The 14,036-nt window shown below is 34.2% G+C and carries 27 protein-coding genes; 20 read left to right on the top strand and 7 right to left on the bottom strand.

The genetic code is table 11. From position 1 onward, the window contains the following. Positions 1-90 precede the first annotated feature (90 nt). The 6 genes from A9G31_RS04700 to A9G31_RS04725 form a co-directional block, all read right to left on the bottom strand. Positions 91-375, bottom strand: a complete 285-nt coding sequence (locus A9G31_RS04700) for a hypothetical protein (protein WP_065560218.1) — start codon at positions 373-375, stop codon at positions 91-93. A 449-nt stretch (positions 376-824) separates the two neighbouring features. Next, positions 825-1,100 carry a hypothetical protein gene (locus A9G31_RS04705; protein WP_065560665.1) on the bottom strand — a complete coding sequence of 92 codons (276 nt, stop codon included), beginning with the start codon at positions 1,098-1,100 and terminating at the stop codon, positions 825-827. A 418-nt stretch (positions 1,101-1,518) separates the two neighbouring features. Then, complete coding sequence (locus A9G31_RS04710; protein ID WP_065560666.1) at positions 1,519-1,917, bottom strand: hypothetical protein; 399 nt, start codon at positions 1,915-1,917, stop codon at positions 1,519-1,521. A gap of 25 nt (positions 1,918-1,942) precedes the next feature. Continuing rightward, the gene (locus A9G31_RS04715; RefSeq protein WP_065560667.1) at positions 1,943-2,512 is read right to left on the bottom strand and encodes a helix-turn-helix domain-containing protein; all 570 of its coding nucleotides are present in this window, start codon (positions 2,510-2,512) and stop codon (positions 1,943-1,945) included. Further along, on the bottom strand, positions 2,512-2,802 hold the full coding sequence (locus tag A9G31_RS04720) for a type II toxin-antitoxin system HigB family toxin (RefSeq protein WP_065560668.1): 291 nt from the start codon (positions 2,800-2,802) through the stop codon (positions 2,512-2,514). The genes A9G31_RS04715 and A9G31_RS04720 overlap by 1 nt, the downstream gene beginning before the upstream one ends. 148 nt (positions 2,803-2,950) lie before the next feature. After that, a complete protein-coding gene (locus A9G31_RS04725) occupies positions 2,951-3,649 on the bottom strand; it encodes an XRE family transcriptional regulator (protein ID WP_141671188.1) in 699 nt (232 codons plus the stop codon). 128 nt (positions 3,650-3,777) lie between these two features. Here A9G31_RS04725 and A9G31_RS04730 point away from each other — a divergent pair, with 128 nt between their 5' ends. The 12 genes from A9G31_RS04730 to A9G31_RS04780 all read left to right on the top strand — a co-directional run bounded on the left by A9G31_RS04730 (position 3,778) and on the right by A9G31_RS04780 (position 9,030). After that, a complete protein-coding gene (locus tag A9G31_RS04730; protein ID WP_034910089.1) occupies positions 3,778-4,017 on the top strand; it encodes a helix-turn-helix domain-containing protein in 240 nt (79 codons plus the stop codon). After that, positions 4,004-4,759, top strand: a complete 756-nt coding sequence (locus A9G31_RS04735) for a hypothetical protein (RefSeq protein ID WP_065560669.1) — start codon at positions 4,004-4,006, stop codon at positions 4,757-4,759. The genes A9G31_RS04730 and A9G31_RS04735 overlap by 14 nt, the downstream gene beginning before the upstream one ends. Before the next feature lie 2 nt (positions 4,760-4,761). Further along, complete coding sequence (locus A9G31_RS04740) at positions 4,762-5,418, top strand: hypothetical protein (protein ID WP_065560670.1); 657 nt, start codon at positions 4,762-4,764, stop codon at positions 5,416-5,418. Between the two features lie 168 nt (positions 5,419-5,586). Further along, positions 5,587-5,769 carry a hypothetical protein gene (locus A9G31_RS04745; protein ID WP_065560671.1) on the top strand — a complete coding sequence of 61 codons (183 nt, stop codon included), beginning with the start codon at positions 5,587-5,589 and terminating at the stop codon, positions 5,767-5,769. A 2-nt stretch (positions 5,770-5,771) separates the two neighbouring features. After that, positions 5,772-6,215, top strand: a complete 444-nt coding sequence (locus A9G31_RS04750; protein WP_065560672.1) for a recombination protein NinB — start codon at positions 5,772-5,774, stop codon at positions 6,213-6,215. Further along, positions 6,215-6,361, top strand: a complete 147-nt coding sequence (locus tag A9G31_RS11770; protein WP_176700354.1) for a hypothetical protein — start codon at positions 6,215-6,217, stop codon at positions 6,359-6,361. The genes A9G31_RS04750 and A9G31_RS11770 overlap by 1 nt, the downstream gene beginning before the upstream one ends. Then, positions 6,345-6,632 (top strand): DUF1364 domain-containing protein, encoded by a 288-nt coding sequence (locus A9G31_RS04755; RefSeq protein ID WP_065560673.1) that lies wholly within the window; start codon positions 6,345-6,347, stop codon positions 6,630-6,632. The genes A9G31_RS11770 and A9G31_RS04755 overlap by 17 nt, the downstream gene beginning before the upstream one ends. Next, positions 6,629-6,997 (top strand): RusA family crossover junction endodeoxyribonuclease, encoded by a 369-nt coding sequence (locus A9G31_RS04760; protein WP_081297738.1) that lies wholly within the window; start codon positions 6,629-6,631, stop codon positions 6,995-6,997. The genes A9G31_RS04755 and A9G31_RS04760 overlap by 4 nt, the downstream gene beginning before the upstream one ends. Then, positions 6,984-7,337: an antiterminator Q family protein gene (locus A9G31_RS04765; protein ID WP_065560675.1), complete on the top strand. Its 354-nt coding sequence runs from the start codon at positions 6,984-6,986 to the stop codon at positions 7,335-7,337. Before A9G31_RS04760 ends, A9G31_RS04765 begins: the two co-directional genes overlap by 14 nt. Positions 7,338-7,599: 262 nt before the next feature. Then, complete coding sequence (locus tag A9G31_RS04770) at positions 7,600-8,337, top strand: BRO-N domain-containing protein (RefSeq protein WP_065560676.1); 738 nt, start codon at positions 7,600-7,602, stop codon at positions 8,335-8,337. A gap of 98 nt (positions 8,338-8,435) precedes the next feature. After that, complete coding sequence (locus A9G31_RS04775) at positions 8,436-8,735, top strand: type II toxin-antitoxin system RelE/ParE family toxin (RefSeq protein WP_034945252.1); 300 nt, start codon at positions 8,436-8,438, stop codon at positions 8,733-8,735. Beyond that, positions 8,728-9,030, top strand: a complete 303-nt coding sequence (locus A9G31_RS04780; RefSeq protein WP_034945255.1) for an addiction module antidote protein — start codon at positions 8,728-8,730, stop codon at positions 9,028-9,030. Before A9G31_RS04775 ends, A9G31_RS04780 begins: the two co-directional genes overlap by 8 nt. A gap of 332 nt (positions 9,031-9,362) precedes the next feature. On the opposite strand, the gene A9G31_RS04785 is transcribed toward A9G31_RS04780, so the two are convergent. Further along, positions 9,363-9,551, bottom strand: a complete 189-nt coding sequence (locus A9G31_RS04785; protein ID WP_065560677.1) for a ribbon-helix-helix protein, CopG family — start codon at positions 9,549-9,551, stop codon at positions 9,363-9,365. Positions 9,552-9,972: 421 nt separating this feature from the next. Between A9G31_RS04785 and A9G31_RS04790 the strand changes: the two genes are divergently transcribed. The 8 genes from A9G31_RS04790 (at position 9,973) to A9G31_RS04820 (ending at position 13,939) form a co-directional block, all read left to right on the top strand. Further along, positions 9,973-10,485 carry a Panacea domain-containing protein gene (locus A9G31_RS04790; RefSeq protein WP_065560678.1) on the top strand — a complete coding sequence of 171 codons (513 nt, stop codon included), beginning with the start codon at positions 9,973-9,975 and terminating at the stop codon, positions 10,483-10,485. A 55-nt stretch (positions 10,486-10,540) separates the two neighbouring features. Then, on the top strand, positions 10,541-10,948 hold the full coding sequence (locus A9G31_RS04795; RefSeq protein WP_081299345.1) for a hypothetical protein: 408 nt from the start codon (positions 10,541-10,543) through the stop codon (positions 10,946-10,948). 176 nt (positions 10,949-11,124) lie between these two features. After that, complete coding sequence (locus tag A9G31_RS04800; RefSeq protein ID WP_218056376.1) at positions 11,125-11,439, top strand: phage holin, lambda family; 315 nt, start codon at positions 11,125-11,127, stop codon at positions 11,437-11,439. Beyond that, positions 11,423-11,866, top strand: a complete 444-nt coding sequence (locus A9G31_RS04805; protein ID WP_065560681.1) for a D-Ala-D-Ala carboxypeptidase family metallohydrolase — start codon at positions 11,423-11,425, stop codon at positions 11,864-11,866. The genes A9G31_RS04800 and A9G31_RS04805 overlap by 17 nt, the downstream gene beginning before the upstream one ends. After that, the gene (locus A9G31_RS04810) at positions 11,863-12,222 is read left to right on the top strand and encodes a DUF2570 domain-containing protein (RefSeq protein WP_065560682.1); all 360 of its coding nucleotides are present in this window, start codon (positions 11,863-11,865) and stop codon (positions 12,220-12,222) included. Before A9G31_RS04805 ends, A9G31_RS04810 begins: the two co-directional genes overlap by 4 nt. Continuing rightward, positions 12,119-12,349 carry an Rz1-like lysis system protein LysC gene (lysC, locus tag A9G31_RS12190; RefSeq protein WP_442902669.1) on the top strand — a complete coding sequence of 77 codons (231 nt, stop codon included), beginning with the start codon at positions 12,119-12,121 and terminating at the stop codon, positions 12,347-12,349. The genes A9G31_RS04810 and lysC overlap by 104 nt, the downstream gene beginning before the upstream one ends. 468 nt (positions 12,350-12,817) lie before the next feature. Continuing rightward, the gene (locus A9G31_RS04815; protein WP_442902670.1) at positions 12,818-13,522 is read left to right on the top strand and encodes a KilA-N domain-containing protein; all 705 of its coding nucleotides are present in this window, start codon (positions 12,818-12,820) and stop codon (positions 13,520-13,522) included. A gap of 21 nt (positions 13,523-13,543) precedes the next feature. Further along, positions 13,544-13,939: a DNA-packaging protein gene (locus tag A9G31_RS04820; RefSeq protein WP_065560381.1), complete on the top strand. Its 396-nt coding sequence runs from the start codon at positions 13,544-13,546 to the stop codon at positions 13,937-13,939. The last annotated feature ends 97 nt before the right edge of the window (positions 13,940-14,036 follow it).

Below are 14,036 nucleotides of genomic sequence, written 5' to 3' on the forward strand. Positions count from 1 at the left end.
TTTCTGTCTGCTAATTCTGTAAAAAAGCCCTCAAAAGAGGGCAAAGGATTTGCATGTACTCGTCTTTCCGAGTTGTCAAAATTCGTTAGCTTAATAAAATGATTTTTTATTTTTTTCATTAAAATGAAATTCAGCTTTTTCATAACATATGAGCTTTAATGCTTTTTGAACTGAATCAGTGTCAACATCATCCCAACCAAACGCTTTCATTATTTTTTTTTCAATTTCTAGATAATCACTATCGCTGAGTTTGTCATAAAGTTCGTTTGATTGAGCTTTAATTTCTGCTTCTTTAGCATCTTGTATTTCAGTGCCGCTCATCATGTTGCAATAAGCATTTTCGTAACCGTTCTCTACAGCTCTATGTAACATCATCTATCTCCTTTTATTTCAAACTCAAGCGCACTCTATGAATGCGCTTTGATTTGAATACTGGTACATACCCCAGTAGGTGTTGCGCTCCCTTATTCCGTGCTATCCTTTCATCAGCTTAGAGGGAGCTAGGCATTTCGTTCTAAGATGAGCTTCGCTTTCACACTGTCTACTTGAATAACACTTTATAAGTTGTTCCGACTTTCCGAATTTTTAAAGAGCTTCAACTTTGGTAAGTTGATTTGTTTTGATGTGATTATTACAACATAAGTTGTTATTAATATCAACACCTAAAGTTGTTATTATTTTTAATTAAGTTGTTAAGTTGTTGTTTTTGTGTGATTGATTGTTATTTGTTTGCTTGTTTTTTAATCAATTAGGTGTTTTATAGTTGTGGTGGGATTTTAGGCGTGAAAAAAGCCCCAGAAGGGGCTTGTTATTTTTGGTATATATTAAGCGACTTTAGCTAAACTTAATGCAAATTTATACCCATCATTGTATGCGGTAAAAGCATCTTTATGTCTGACGCTGCCGGCTTGACTGTACGAAATGCTATCTAAAACTGAATCATCAATCGCTTTAGGTATTCCATTTACTGCATGAAAATACCCTAGCTCAAATGCACAGCCTGCACATTTATGTCTGCTAAATGTGCCTTGATATTCAGGTAATGATTCGAAGTGAACATCGTAACGGTGTGCCTTATGGCATATAGGTGAATAACCCATTTTTAATACCTCTCTAATTGATAAGCATTAAATAGGGCTTTACTTAAAAAGAAAACGAATATAGAATAACTATCGAGATCTCGCAATAAAGCCCATAATGCTTTATTTTTTAGTATTAGCCCGATACGCCAATATCGGGCTTTCCCATATCTAGTAGTTTATTATGTTGCCAACCACTAAATATAGATCAAATTATACCCAATAAAATAAAAAGCTTCAATAAAAAGATCAGCTTAAAGCAGTCTATTATCAATAATAAGGCTATTTTTTATTTTTTGCTGAAAATGGTGTGGGAAATAAGAGACACCCTTAGGGGGTGATTGATGAATGATTAGCGGTATGTAAAAAAAGTACAGTTAATTTTTAGATAAGTATGAAAAAACCCGCGCTGACGGGTTGGTTATATACAGATTTATATTTAGAATTGATCGGAACTAATTGGAATATGAGTTTTATTAAAAAACTGTTTAATGAAAGTTTTATTTTCAGTTGATGCAATAATTTCTGCTTGTGTTTTTATTTCATCTGATAATATTGGTGACTTAGATTGATTTTCTGTTTTCAATTTTTCTTTAAGATAAACTTGAGTATTAGATCTCAACACAAAAGAAAAAATTTGAGTATTCTCATTATCAACACCAACAATTGTAGTTATCATCTTAACCATTAGTTTATCTAATTCTTTATGAATCATGATGCTTTCTTGAGATTCATTTATTTGAAATTCAATATCTGTACCGTTTTTCGCTTTTCTATATTCATCAAAGCTAATATTAATAATAATGAAATCTTTATTTTGTTTAAATAATTTATCCATATTTTATTTCTCTTTAACTAGTATATTAATAATAAAGACAGCTATTAGTATCATTCGGATAATTATTGTCTAATCCACCTTTCATAGGATTTTTAATCTTTTCTATTATATTTTTACATATAAGTATAATGTCAAATTTAGTAGATTCTTCTAATTCTATGTAGCAAGCTTCATTGTTAATTAATTTCGAAAAAATAACGCCATTATTCTCATCATCTATACAATTGATATCTTGAATTAAGATATCTGCAGGTATACCAAGTCCATTATGAAGTTTTTTAATCATATTTAAACTTAGATTTCTTTTGCCATTGAGGACTTCTGACACTTTAGATGATGAGCCTAAATATTTTTTCATATCTTCATTAGTTAAACCTTTTTGATCCATAATAAATTTTATATAATCAATAGGAGAAGGAGCCTCAACGGAGTAGTTTAAATTTTCATATTTTTCAATTAGCATTGCTAATAATTCGAATTCATCGCTTTCCTCTGAAAGAGGTGTTAATTCTTTACCGAAAAGTTCAGTGAATCGAGCCATTGCTTTTTGATATTCTGCTTCATTATGCAGTATAGTCCAAAAATAGCTAGCCATTATTTTAACCTCAATTTATCATATTCAGAATGAGTATAGACCCCATCAATAAGAACCATGCCATTACAATATCTCACTTGAACAACAACTCTATAGTTATTATGTTTGACATTAAAAACACCTTTAGAATCACCTAACTGGTCATATGAATTATTAAAATTGTTTTTAATGTCATGTGGATTATTCCAAGTTGACAATTCAACTTTTCTTAACCAAGAGTTCAGGTGTCTACTTGCTTCAGGATGTTTCTTATTAAATTCGATTATCTTTTCTTTCCCGAATATTTTCATAAATTTCCCAAATTGGGAATATATATAATATATCCCTTATAATTAAAATTATCAATAACTATCTAATTTACTTTATTCTATTTGAACGATTGAATCTTTGTTTCAATAACCGCCGTAGCGGTTAGCCGTGTTTTCTTAATAGCATTGATTACATTTCAAATGAACAATGAAATACTCGCCCGATTATTTCTATATTTTTTGAATCATCAATTTCATCAGGAAATTCTTCAGAGTTGTAAGAAACAATTCTTATTTTTCCTGCTGGTAATAAATACAATCTTTTTAGCCGACACAATCCGTCTTGGCATATTGCATAAACATCGCCATCACGAATATCTTTTTGTAGTGTGTTCACCGCAACAGTTGCTCCATCTGGAATAACGGGCTCCATACTGTTTCCTTTAGCTGGAAAACAAATGACAAATTCTTTTTGTGCGTTTTTTCTTCTAAAAAAAGATTTGCTAAATCTGAGCTTATATCCATTGTGATCTTCCGTGCTTGAACAACCATGTCCTGCTGCAAGTTCAATTGATTTGAAATATGGAACTTCAACTTCATCATCATTTAATGGGGTTTTATCATCCCACTCATCTACGTCTCTTGTTGATAATTCATCCATCGGCGTTCCGTCTCGTTGCTGTTTAAGCTGAGGACCTTCTCCTTTAGCTAACCATTCAACCGAAACACCTAAATAATCAGCGATCTTCAATAGATTTCTATTTGATTTTGTTTTGCCTGTCATTAATTTCCATATTGTGGTTTGAGACATACCAATAGCCTCTCCCAATTTCGCTTGAGAAATCTTCTTTTCTTTCATTATTGAGGTTAGTCGATCTGCTAATGTCATTTTTTAAGCTCCTTTTTCATTTAAATAAAATACAACCAAAGTTGTATAAAGTAAAACATCTTAAGTTGTTGACACAAGCAAAAACAAAAGATAATATTTACAACATAAGTTGTTAAAAGAGAGTTTGTATGAAAAATAAAGCAATTGAGAAAGCTATTTTAATTACGGGAAGCCAGAAAAAATTAGCTGATGCGTGTGGGAAAACTCAGACATCAGTATGGAAGTGGCTGCACGGATTGTCTGATGTTAGTCCTGAACATGTTCATTTAATAGTAAAAGCAACCAATGGGGAAGTTGCAGCTTGCGATATTAGACCTGATTTACCAGAACTTTTCCCAAGAAAGAGGGTAAGCAATGAACGCAGTTGAAATATTAAAACTAATAGGGCGTCCGAATGCCTATTATCCTAAGCTAGCTAAGCCACTGGGTGGTGTGAGTCCTGCTGTTTTATTCTCACAATTATTTTATTGGCAAGACAAGGCTACGTCTGATTTAGGTGTGTATAAAACACGTGATGAGCTTGAAGATGAAACTGGTTTATCTCATAACGAACAAAGAACGGCTATCAAAAAACTAAAAGAAAAAGGTGTGTTAATTGTTACAGAAAAGAGGTTAGAGCATAAGACTTTTTACAAGATTGATAATGAAAAAGTTAATCAAGTTTTAAGCGATTTCGCCAACTCTATAACTCAATCATCACGACAAATGAAAAGTAGTTACCCCGATCTCTACAATGTAGATGTCGAGACGACTACAAAATCAAGTTCGTTATATCAAGAGAATACTACAAAGACTACTACAGAGAATACTACAAATATTATTGCGAATAAATCGCAACAGCCAAAGCGACCTTGTCAGTTTCCTGATGAATTTAAACCGAACGATCATCATCGAGATATAGCGATGAATGAAAACATCAATTTGGATAATGAGTTTGTCAAATTCAGGGATTACTGCTTGGCGAATGGCAAAAAATATATTGATTGGAATGCGGCTTTTAACAACTGGTTACGCAATGCTAACGGTTATAAAAAATCAAATAAACCACCTGAAAAATTCATGACCCTTGCCGAGCGTAACAGAGCCGTTTTAGAGAGCATGAGGAGTTAGTAATGGCAAAGATCACAGATGATTTTTTAGCAGTTATTGGCGGATTACTTGAGATTTACGGACAACAAGCAAGCACTGTCAAGGTCAATATTTACTGGTCAACGCTTGGGCAATATCCGATTCAATCATTAAAGGCTGCCGCTAATGCTTGGGTGCGTAAAAGCCAGTTTATGCCGAAACCTGCGGATTTAATCAAGCTAATGGGCGGTTCAAGTAATCATTTATCACCAGATGAAGCGTGGTCGATTGCAATACTTGCTAGCGATGAAACCAATACGGTTGTTTGGACTAATGAAATAGCAAAAGCGTGGGCACAAGCTGAAATTGTCTACCGAAATGGTGACAAAATTGGAGCAAGACGAACGTTTATTGATGCATATGAGCGAATGGTTGACGAATCGATGATGTACGGACGAGCTATCGAGGTGTTTGTCTCCCAAGGTAGCGATAAAGCAAAGCGTGCTGATGCTATAAACCATGCCGTTTTTACAGGGCTATTAACACAAGAGCGAGCTAATCATTATCTGCCAAAACCAGAAAATACGTTTGCAATGTTGGAATGCAAAACTGAGCAGGGAGCATCAAGTAAAAGCATGATGCATATTGCTAGCATTAAGCAGATGTTAAAAACAGGTAGAGCTTGTGTTGCGGAGAGTTAACCATTGCACACTCGGTATTAATCACATGCTAGACAAAATAGCATACGACTATGTGAGAGCGATACGAGAACCAGGAGCAAATACGGCAAAGATTAAACAGCAGTTAGCAGAACGAGTAAAAAATTATTCAGAAGAAGACAAAATTAAATTGAGAGAGTTGATACAGAAGTGGCTTACAAAATAACAGCAGAAGTTAAAAAAGGTTGGCAAGCGTGGGGAACGGTTGTGTTGCGTCGTGATTCAAGACTCACAGAAAAAAGTTTAATTAAAACACTCGCTACAGTTGAGAACTCATTCGGCAATACTAAAGTTGAAGTGTTGGTCCGTAATTTTGAGTGTGTGAGGGTTTAGAAGTGATTAAAGAAATACGATTAACACATGAACAAGCACGCAACACAGCGATTAACGTAATAAATCAATTGCCAGTTGATAGCGAGCATCCGTTGCGCATAGTAATCGACGAAGACAATCGCACGTTAGCACAAAATCGCATGATGTGGGCTGTTTTGAATGATATTGCTAAGCAAGTTGAATGGAATGGAGAAAAGCTCACAGCAGAGGAATGGAAGCATTTAATCACGGCTAATTTACACGGGCAGAAATGTGTAAAAGGCATTCAAGGCGGACTGGTGTTTATGGGGTTATCAACGCGAAGAATGAATAAAAAAGCATTTGCTGATGTGGTGACTTGTGCTGAACAGTTTGGGGCTGAAAATGGCGTTATATTTAGCTCAGATGCACAGGAAGCGATTCGACTAGCTGAACAGTACAAAGACCAATTATCAAAGGTAGCATGATGAACAACGAACACAAAGAACAATTAAAACGATACGATGATAAAGAGCAAGAATTAGAGCGAGCAATAGCAATAGTTAGAGAGCAACGCAGAGAATACATTAATCAGCATAATTTAAATAGAGTTAACAATGAGCAGACTAACTAAAGAAGCAAGAGGGCGAGAGTGTATGGTTCGATTGCCGTGCTGCAATCATAATCCAGAAACTACAGTTCTAGCTCATTACAGACTGGCAGGAACGTGTGGCGTAGGTATGAAGCCGAATGATTTGCAAGGCGCATGGGCTTGCTCAGCTTGTCATGATGAAATCGACCGCAGAACACGAATATTTGAGAATGAATTCGTTAGATTAGCGCACGCTGAGGGTGTAATTAGAACTCAGGACATGCTAATTAAAGAGGGGAAGATTAAATTATGATTAACCTGACATTACCGTACCCTCCAACTGTCAATCATTATTGGGGGACAGTAGGAAAACGGAGATATATAAAACCACAGGGCATTAAATTTAGGAATGATGTTATTGGTATAGTTTTGCAAAATAAAGCTAATAAGAAGTTAGCTGAAAGAGTAATGATTGATATTAAGGCGTACATGCCAGACAGAAGAAAACGAGACCTAGATAACATCAATAAAGCCATTTTTGACGCATTAATACATAGCGGTGTCATTGTAGATGATGAGCAAATAGACGTATTACATAGCGAAAGAAAAGAAGTTTTTAAGGGTGGAAAGATAGAATTAACTATCAGTGCATTGGGAGGGATAAATGAGAGAAACTAAGGATATTTTAATAGCGTGGAAAAATACACGCATTTTAAAGCGCATGGGGACAGAATACCCCTCAAAATCGGCGGGTATTAATGGGGCACCAATGGATTTTGATTATCGTCAGTATTTAACAGAAGAAGAGGCACAGATTATTGATAATGCTGTTTTAAGATTAAAAGCAGATAATATTGAGCATTGGGCAGTATTAACATCCTTTTATCTCCGTGAAATTTCATGTAGTAAGCAAGCGAGAATATTGGGTAAAAGAACGGATGATATAACAAAAATTTTGTTTGCTGCTGAATGTTTCATTCGTGGTCATATTATTGAATTATTCCCAAAGGTGGCATAGTTGACAATGAACATAATTAAGATGTATATTGAAAAAACGTTAGCAAAATCTAACGTCGGGATTGGCGTCCTGAGGCAAATATCATCCGCACAAACTGCGTAAGCAGTTTTTCTATATCTAGTCTATGGTGGGCTAGGTGAGGGAGCTTAACCGCTCGCTGGATTCGGATGATTAACCAGTACGCCAACCTTGCTTAGTTCACCTCCAATATTGGCGTGTTGGTGGTGATTTATAAAATAACCAATCATCCGAGGTCAATATTATGACTAATCAAATTTCAGTTTTTCAATTTCAATCTTCTTATGAAGTTCGCATTCAATTAATTAATAACGAACCTTTCTTTTGCTTAAAAGATGTTTGTAGTGTTTTAGACATCAAAAACCATAAAGATTTATTAGCAAAACAGATTGATAATAAGGGGGTAGAAAAAATCTACCTCCCTACAAATGGCGGTAATCAATACGTTGTATTTATTAATGAGCCAAACTTATACCGAGTGATATTTAGAAGTAATAAGCCAGAAGCTAAACAATTTCAAGATTGGGTATTTAATGATGTACTTCCAAAAATCCGTAAAACCGGTGCATACTCAGTTGTTGATAAGTCAAATTACATTACATCACAGCAATTGCAAGATTTAAAATATATCATTAATAATATTTCAAATGCCTTTTTCTACACTGAAGCATTCACGCAAGGAGTTTGGAAAATGGTACGTGACGCAACTGGTGCTGATAGTATTCAACATATAAGAAAAGATAGACTTTACTTAATAAGCGCAGAAATTGAAAAAATGTTAAAAGTAACCCAGATGTATTTAACGTTGAGGCGAGATACTGAAAGCGAAATTATTAAAAAGATTTTCAGGAACCACAACGATCAAGATATTATCATGTTCAATGTAAAACATGAACATGCCCAATTTTTGTTAAACATAGATAAGATGCATAAAATATACCTAAAAGATTTTAATAAAAAATTAATTGCAGATATCAAATAACACAATACAAAGGGCTTTACGCCCTTTTTAATAAAATAAATATTGATTATTGTATCCAAAAGTATACAATATTTAATAAATACAAGATTGGTGTATGTATGAATATAATTAACCAAACAGAAATTTTCGAAAACTGGTTAGAACGCTTGAAAGATTCTAAAGGAAAAACAGTAATAACAGCAAGAATTCGAAGAGCTGCTTTTGGTAATTTTGGTGATCATAAATTTTTAAGGGATGAAATTTACGAAATGCGAATTACTGTTGGTGCAGGCTATCGAGTATATTACGCAAAAGATGGAAATATTACTTATCTCTTATTATGTGGTGGTGATAAGTCAACACAAAAGAAAGATATAAACAAAGCGGTAAAACTTTGGAAGGAGATTAAAAATGGTTAAAGTGACGCAATTTGATGCGGCAAAATTCCTTAATACTGATGAAGAAAGAGCAATGTATCTTTCAGAATTTTTGCATGAGGATATTTCATCAGAAGAATTTATTGCAGCACTTAATGATGTAGCTCGTTCAATAGGTATGACAAAAATAGCAGAAGAAGCAGGTATCGGAAGAGAAAGTCTATATAAAACGTTATCAGCGAAAAAACCTAGATTTGACACTATGCTTAAAATTATTCATGCGTTAGGTATGGATCTACAAATCACAGCAACAAGAAAGGCTTGTAATATTCAATAAATACTTGACTGTACGGATATACGGATAGATAATATATATATGATGCGGTTTTGAACGCATAGAATTTAAGCCCACTAAAATAGTTGGGCTTTTTGCTATCCATATGTGAGTAATTTTATGAGAACACGAGCATATAGACGACATCAAGTTAAGCGATGTCTAGATAATAGAAAGCACGATTTTTATTCTGGTGATTCTAGAAAATCGCTAAAAAGGCATGTGACAACACCAACAGCTTGCTCTTGTTGGATGTGCGGCAACCCAAGACGATATCTCAACGAGTTAACATTGCAAGAACATCGATCATTACTGAATTTAAAAGAAAGCCTCAATTAAGAGGCTTTTTTGTTATCAAGGTAAAATTTCACAGCATCAACAATAAGCTTAGCTTGTGGAATATCTAGGCTTTTACTTGCTTGTTCAATTAATGCGATATCGTCAACGTGTAGCTTAAAGCCTTTGACCTTTACACCTCGTTTTTGGTCACTTTTTGCTTGAATTTCAACTCTTGTTAATGCCATGTTATCCGCCTTGATTTTTTAAAATTAAATTGTTATATTTAAGGTCATCGGAGAGGTTTCCCTCTCCTTTGAACTACTTTAGAATGCTGGGGAGCTAATCAAAAGTAGCAGAATTAAAATGAATATTTTCTTTTTCATTTTTCTTCTCCTTAAGCCCTCGTCTTAGGTCGGGGGTTTACCTTATCAAGTCCCTCACTTGATGCTTATTATTGTAAGTTAACCTACAATAAAAGTCAACACTATTTATCAAAAAATTTTAATTTTTATAGATTTATTACTGAATAAAATTAATGAAGTCTTATATGCATTTTTGTGTTTTATTTATCAAAAGATAAATAGTTGTTGTATTGCTACTTTAAGTTGAATCTAATTTTACTAGGTTAATAACTTGGTTATTAATCGTATTCTGAGGTGAAATTATATGATTACTAATAGATTTAATTATTCTAAAGCGTTAGAAGTATTACTATATGTATCTTCTAAGGTTGGATATATGTATCATACAGGTAAGATTATTTATTTTGCGAACAGATATCATCTAGAAAAATATGGTCGTTTTGTTATTGATGATCGCGTTATTGCCATGAAAAACGGTCCCGTTTTATCTAATATATATGACATGATTAAAAGCGCCAGAGGTGATAATTGTAATTATCCTGAAGTTAAAAAATATCTGACTTATTTGTCGAGTGGATCAAGCCTGCATAAGCTAGTCCCTAAAAGGGAGGCTGATATGGACTATCTCAGTGATAGTGATATTGAGTGTTTGAATGAGGCAATAGAAAAAATCAAAGGAATGAGCTTTAATGATTTAGAAAGCTTTAGCCATGATGATTTATATTATACTGCTGATCAAAATAATGAGATTTCAATTGATGAGATAATTAATCATTCAATTCATTCTGACACGTTAAGAAAGTATTTGGCTGGTTAAGAATGCTTTATTAGGTGGCAATTTCCCTAAAGAGTTTAGGAAAAAACAATTTAAAGTGGGAGCTGTTGTTTTCACTCATTGTCATTTCACTACACCACCTAAAAACAAATATCATGTTATTTGCTGTTGTGAACCTCTTTTAGTCTTATTGATAAATTCAGATATCCCTGATTTCATACGTTCGAAAGAAGCATTAAATAAATGCCAAGTTGAATTAGATCAAAAAAGTCACCCATTTTTAAATTGGGATTCATATTTAAATTGTATAGATGCTCATAATGCGTATGACATATCATTTTTTAATAGTGAGTTTGCTAAAAATTTTGATCAGTTTTATAGGGGTAATTTGTCAATAAATTGTATCAGGGATGTTCTGCAGGCAGTAAATGATTCTCCTGTTATGATCCCTTTATATAAAAAATTAATAACAAAAGAGTTAAATAAATTATTAATTGACAATTAATTGTAAATAATAAAAACAGACCGCTTAACTGCGGTTTTTTTATGTCCAAATTTCATGCATGTCAGCGACATTAATGTCGTCAACATCTACAGAATCGACAGCAAAGCTAGACACACACATAACTAACATTTAGCTAGTACGCTGTCACATCATTAACTCATATGAAGAATAATAACATGTATAAATCATCAATCATGGAATGGTTGCAATCGAATGCGCCATTAATTTATGGCGTCGTTTTATCCATCATCATAGCCTACGGTCGTTTAACGTATGATGGTGTGGGCGGACGTCGTAAATGGGTAGAAGCGTTATTGTGTGGTGCGTTGTCATTAGCTGCTAGCAGTGGGCTAGATTATTTTGGCTTACCAGTTAGTATGAATCCGTTTATTGGTGGCGCAATTGGTTTTTTAGGGGTTGATAAATTACGTCAAATATCAAATTCAATGTTAAGAAAAAGGGTTGATAACAACGATGACCAAACTAACTGAACATTTTACGCTAGAAGAGTTTACTCGCTCGACAACAGCCAGCAGATTAAAAATTGATAACTCTGTGCCTGCCGATTTAATGCCTAACGTGCAATTAACAGCTACTCATCTTGAGTTAGCAAGAAAAGCTTTGGGTAAGCCAATCATTATCACGTCTGGTTACCGCTGTCCTGCATTAAATGCTCGTGTCGGCGGTGTGGCAACAAGCGCGCATACGCAAGGGCTTGCAGTGGATTTTAAATCGTCATTTGGTTCACCTAAAGATATTTGTCAACGATTAATTGATGCTAATGTACAGTTCGATAAATTAATTCAAGAGCATAATCAATGGGTGCACATTGGATTTAGTCCAACTAATAATCGTCAAATAGTGTTAACTGCCGTAAAAAATGCAGGTAAAACGATTTATAAGAGCGGGCTAGTATGAGTAAAGAAAAGGCATTAAGCATAGTATTAATCATTGCTGTTTTTGTCTTTGCTGTCTATTTCGGTTACAACAATTATCAAGAGAAGAAACAGCTCAAAAAAGATAATGCTGAACTGTTCGGAAAAATCGAACAGTTGAACCAGGACATCACTAGAAACAACCAAATTATAGCAGATAACGAAAATAACAAACGTGAGCTAGAAAATCAGTCTATTGAACGGCAGGAGCAAATCAATGAGCAACTCAAAAATAATGACTGCGCTAATCAGTTTGTGCCTGTGTCTGTTTCTAACAGCTTGTACAAAAGAGCGAAAAGTTTACGTCAATCGACCGATACCGGCAAATTTGCTCAGTGATTGCGTGCCGAATTTACCATCTCAAAAAATGACGTTTGGCGATAGTCTCAGATATAACGAGCATTTGCTAAATGTTATTGAGAAATGTAATGCGGATAAAAGGGCAATAAAGGAAATTAGTAATTAGTGCTGTACTAACTCAGATAAATAATTTATAATAAATGTGCACTTAGAGTAACATGATCAAATAAAGTTATTAAGCAGTTTGTTACATTTCTATCTGTATCATGTTTAATTTCTTTACTCAAGGGGAGTTGGTTCGCGGTCGGCAAACTTAGAAACCATATCCCCTTAAAACTATCAACTTAGATACTCCTCATTAATAGTTTTTCAATTAACTACCAGTATAAATAACTATTCGCTTTTACCGCATAAACTATAAAAATCCCCGGGCGGTTATAAAAAATAACTGCATATTTAATCAAACCGCTTAATTGCGGTTTTTTTATATCTGAAATTTGCCATCACACGGCAATTAACAAAATTAACAACAAGAGCCACTTAGGAATGAGTTTTAGAGGGTATCAGATGGTTTTCATGGTTACCTCTCTTGACTGGTTCCCTGTGTGACTAAAACTCATTTCTAATGGAGAAAATCATGAATATTACAATTTTAAATACTGCAATAAAACAAGATAAAAAAGGGCTATTTTGTATCAATGATATACATAAAGCTAGTGGAAATGATAAAAGTAAGCAGCCATCAAACTGGTTACGCCTTGATTCTACTCAAGAACTAATCCAAGAATTGGAGGACTCCTCATATCTGAGGAGTGGACAAAAAGCAATTGAGGTTATAAATGGCGGTAATTATCGAGGTACATATGTATGCAAAGAGTTAGTTTATGCGTATGCAATGTGGATTAATGCTAAATTTCATCTTCACGTAATTAGAACATTTGATAAAGTAATCCAACAAGATTATCAACGACAACGATTAAGAGAATTGGCAAAGGTTGAATATAAGCCAATGACTGATGCCATTAAATTAGAAAGAGAAAATCAAGGAAAAGATATTAAGCCTCATCATTTTAGTAATGAAGCTGATTTAATCAATCGTATAGCGCTAGGCATGACATCCGCCAAATTTAAAGTGCATCATGACATTAACAAAAACGAATCTATTCGAGATTATTTAACTCCGTGCCAGATTAAATGCATTACTGACCTTCAAAGAGCGAATACAACATTTATTCAATTAGGTATGGAGTTCGAAGATCGAAAAGTTAAGCTAATGGAGCTATTCAAACGAAACCATATTATTTCATTGTTTGATGAACAGCAAAGTATAGCTGCATAATTATTAGTTTAAGGAAAGATTATGAAAAAGGGCGAAAAGAAAAAAGTGGGTCGCCCAAGTGAACTAGCTGAATGCTTAATTAAGGCTAAAGAATACTTGCTTGGGGACTATGAAACATTTGGGGATGTAGTGCCAAGTGTTGCAGGTCTTGCTTGTTATCTTGGTAAGCACAAGTCATCAATGTATGAGTATGCAAAACAAAACAAAGAGTTTTCCGACACGCTAGAAGCAATTAAAACGTTACAAGAGAATAAACTAATAAATGGTGGGCTAACTAGCTCATTCAATCCAACAATCACTAAGCTAATGCTATCTAATCACGGCTATAGCGAAAAACAAGAAATAGACCACCAATCATCCGACGGCTCGATGTCACCAAAACCAACACGAATAGAGCTAGTCACACCCGCAGAGTAAACGTCATGACAACAGCACAAATACAGTTACCTAAAAAATTGATATCTGTGTTTGTAGCCGAAAATGTCAGATATCGTGGTGCGTACGGCGGTCGAGG

It is taken from the genome of Gilliamella sp. Gris1-4, from assembly GCF_001690335.1.
GTDB classification, from domain to species: Bacteria; Pseudomonadota; Gammaproteobacteria; order Enterobacterales; family Orbaceae; genus Gilliamella; species Gilliamella apicola_P.

Coding starts and splice junctions, on each gene's coding strand:
- A9G31_RS04700 (WP_065560218.1), bottom strand. CDS start 375: ATGATGTTACATAGAGCTGTAGAGAACGGTTACGAAAATGCTTATTGC.
- A9G31_RS04705 (WP_065560665.1), bottom strand. CDS start 1,100: ATGGGTTATTCACCTATATGCCATAAGGCACACCGTTACGATGTTCAC.
- A9G31_RS04710 (WP_065560666.1), bottom strand. CDS start 1,917: ATGGATAAATTATTTAAACAAAATAAAGATTTCATTATTATTAATATT.
- A9G31_RS04715 (WP_065560667.1), bottom strand. CDS start 2,512: ATGGCTAGCTATTTTTGGACTATACTGCATAATGAAGCAGAATATCAA.
- A9G31_RS04720 (WP_065560668.1), bottom strand. CDS start 2,802: ATGAAAATATTCGGGAAAGAAAAGATAATCGAATTTAATAAGAAACAT.
- A9G31_RS04725 (WP_141671188.1), bottom strand. CDS start 3,649: ATGACATTAGCAGATCGACTAACCTCAATAATGAAAGAAAAGAAGATT.
- A9G31_RS04730 (WP_034910089.1), top strand. CDS start 3,778: ATGAAAAATAAAGCAATTGAGAAAGCTATTTTAATTACGGGAAGCCAG.
- A9G31_RS04735 (WP_065560669.1), top strand. CDS start 4,004: ATGAACGCAGTTGAAATATTAAAACTAATAGGGCGTCCGAATGCCTAT.
- A9G31_RS04740 (WP_065560670.1), top strand. CDS start 4,762: ATGGCAAAGATCACAGATGATTTTTTAGCAGTTATTGGCGGATTACTT.
- A9G31_RS11770 (WP_176700354.1), top strand. CDS start 6,215: ATGAACAACGAACACAAAGAACAATTAAAACGATACGATGATAAAGAG.
- A9G31_RS04755 (WP_065560673.1), top strand. CDS start 6,345: ATGAGCAGACTAACTAAAGAAGCAAGAGGGCGAGAGTGTATGGTTCGA.
- A9G31_RS04760 (WP_081297738.1), top strand. CDS start 6,629: ATGATTAACCTGACATTACCGTACCCTCCAACTGTCAATCATTATTGG.
- A9G31_RS04765 (WP_065560675.1), top strand. CDS start 6,984: ATGAGAGAAACTAAGGATATTTTAATAGCGTGGAAAAATACACGCATT.
- A9G31_RS04770 (WP_065560676.1), top strand. CDS start 7,600: ATGACTAATCAAATTTCAGTTTTTCAATTTCAATCTTCTTATGAAGTT.
- A9G31_RS04775 (WP_034945252.1), top strand. CDS start 8,436: ATGAATATAATTAACCAAACAGAAATTTTCGAAAACTGGTTAGAACGC.
- A9G31_RS04780 (WP_034945255.1), top strand. CDS start 8,728: ATGGTTAAAGTGACGCAATTTGATGCGGCAAAATTCCTTAATACTGAT.
- A9G31_RS04785 (WP_065560677.1), bottom strand. CDS start 9,551: ATGGCATTAACAAGAGTTGAAATTCAAGCAAAAAGTGACCAAAAACGA.
- A9G31_RS04790 (WP_065560678.1), top strand. CDS start 9,973: ATGATTACTAATAGATTTAATTATTCTAAAGCGTTAGAAGTATTACTA.
- A9G31_RS04800 (WP_218056376.1), top strand. CDS start 11,125: ATGTATAAATCATCAATCATGGAATGGTTGCAATCGAATGCGCCATTA.
- A9G31_RS04805 (WP_065560681.1), top strand. CDS start 11,423: ATGACCAAACTAACTGAACATTTTACGCTAGAAGAGTTTACTCGCTCG.
- A9G31_RS04810 (WP_065560682.1), top strand. CDS start 11,863: ATGAGTAAAGAAAAGGCATTAAGCATAGTATTAATCATTGCTGTTTTT.
- lysC (WP_442902669.1), top strand. CDS start 12,119: ATGACTGCGCTAATCAGTTTGTGCCTGTGTCTGTTTCTAACAGCTTGT.
- A9G31_RS04820 (WP_065560381.1), top strand. CDS start 13,544: ATGAAAAAGGGCGAAAAGAAAAAAGTGGGTCGCCCAAGTGAACTAGCT.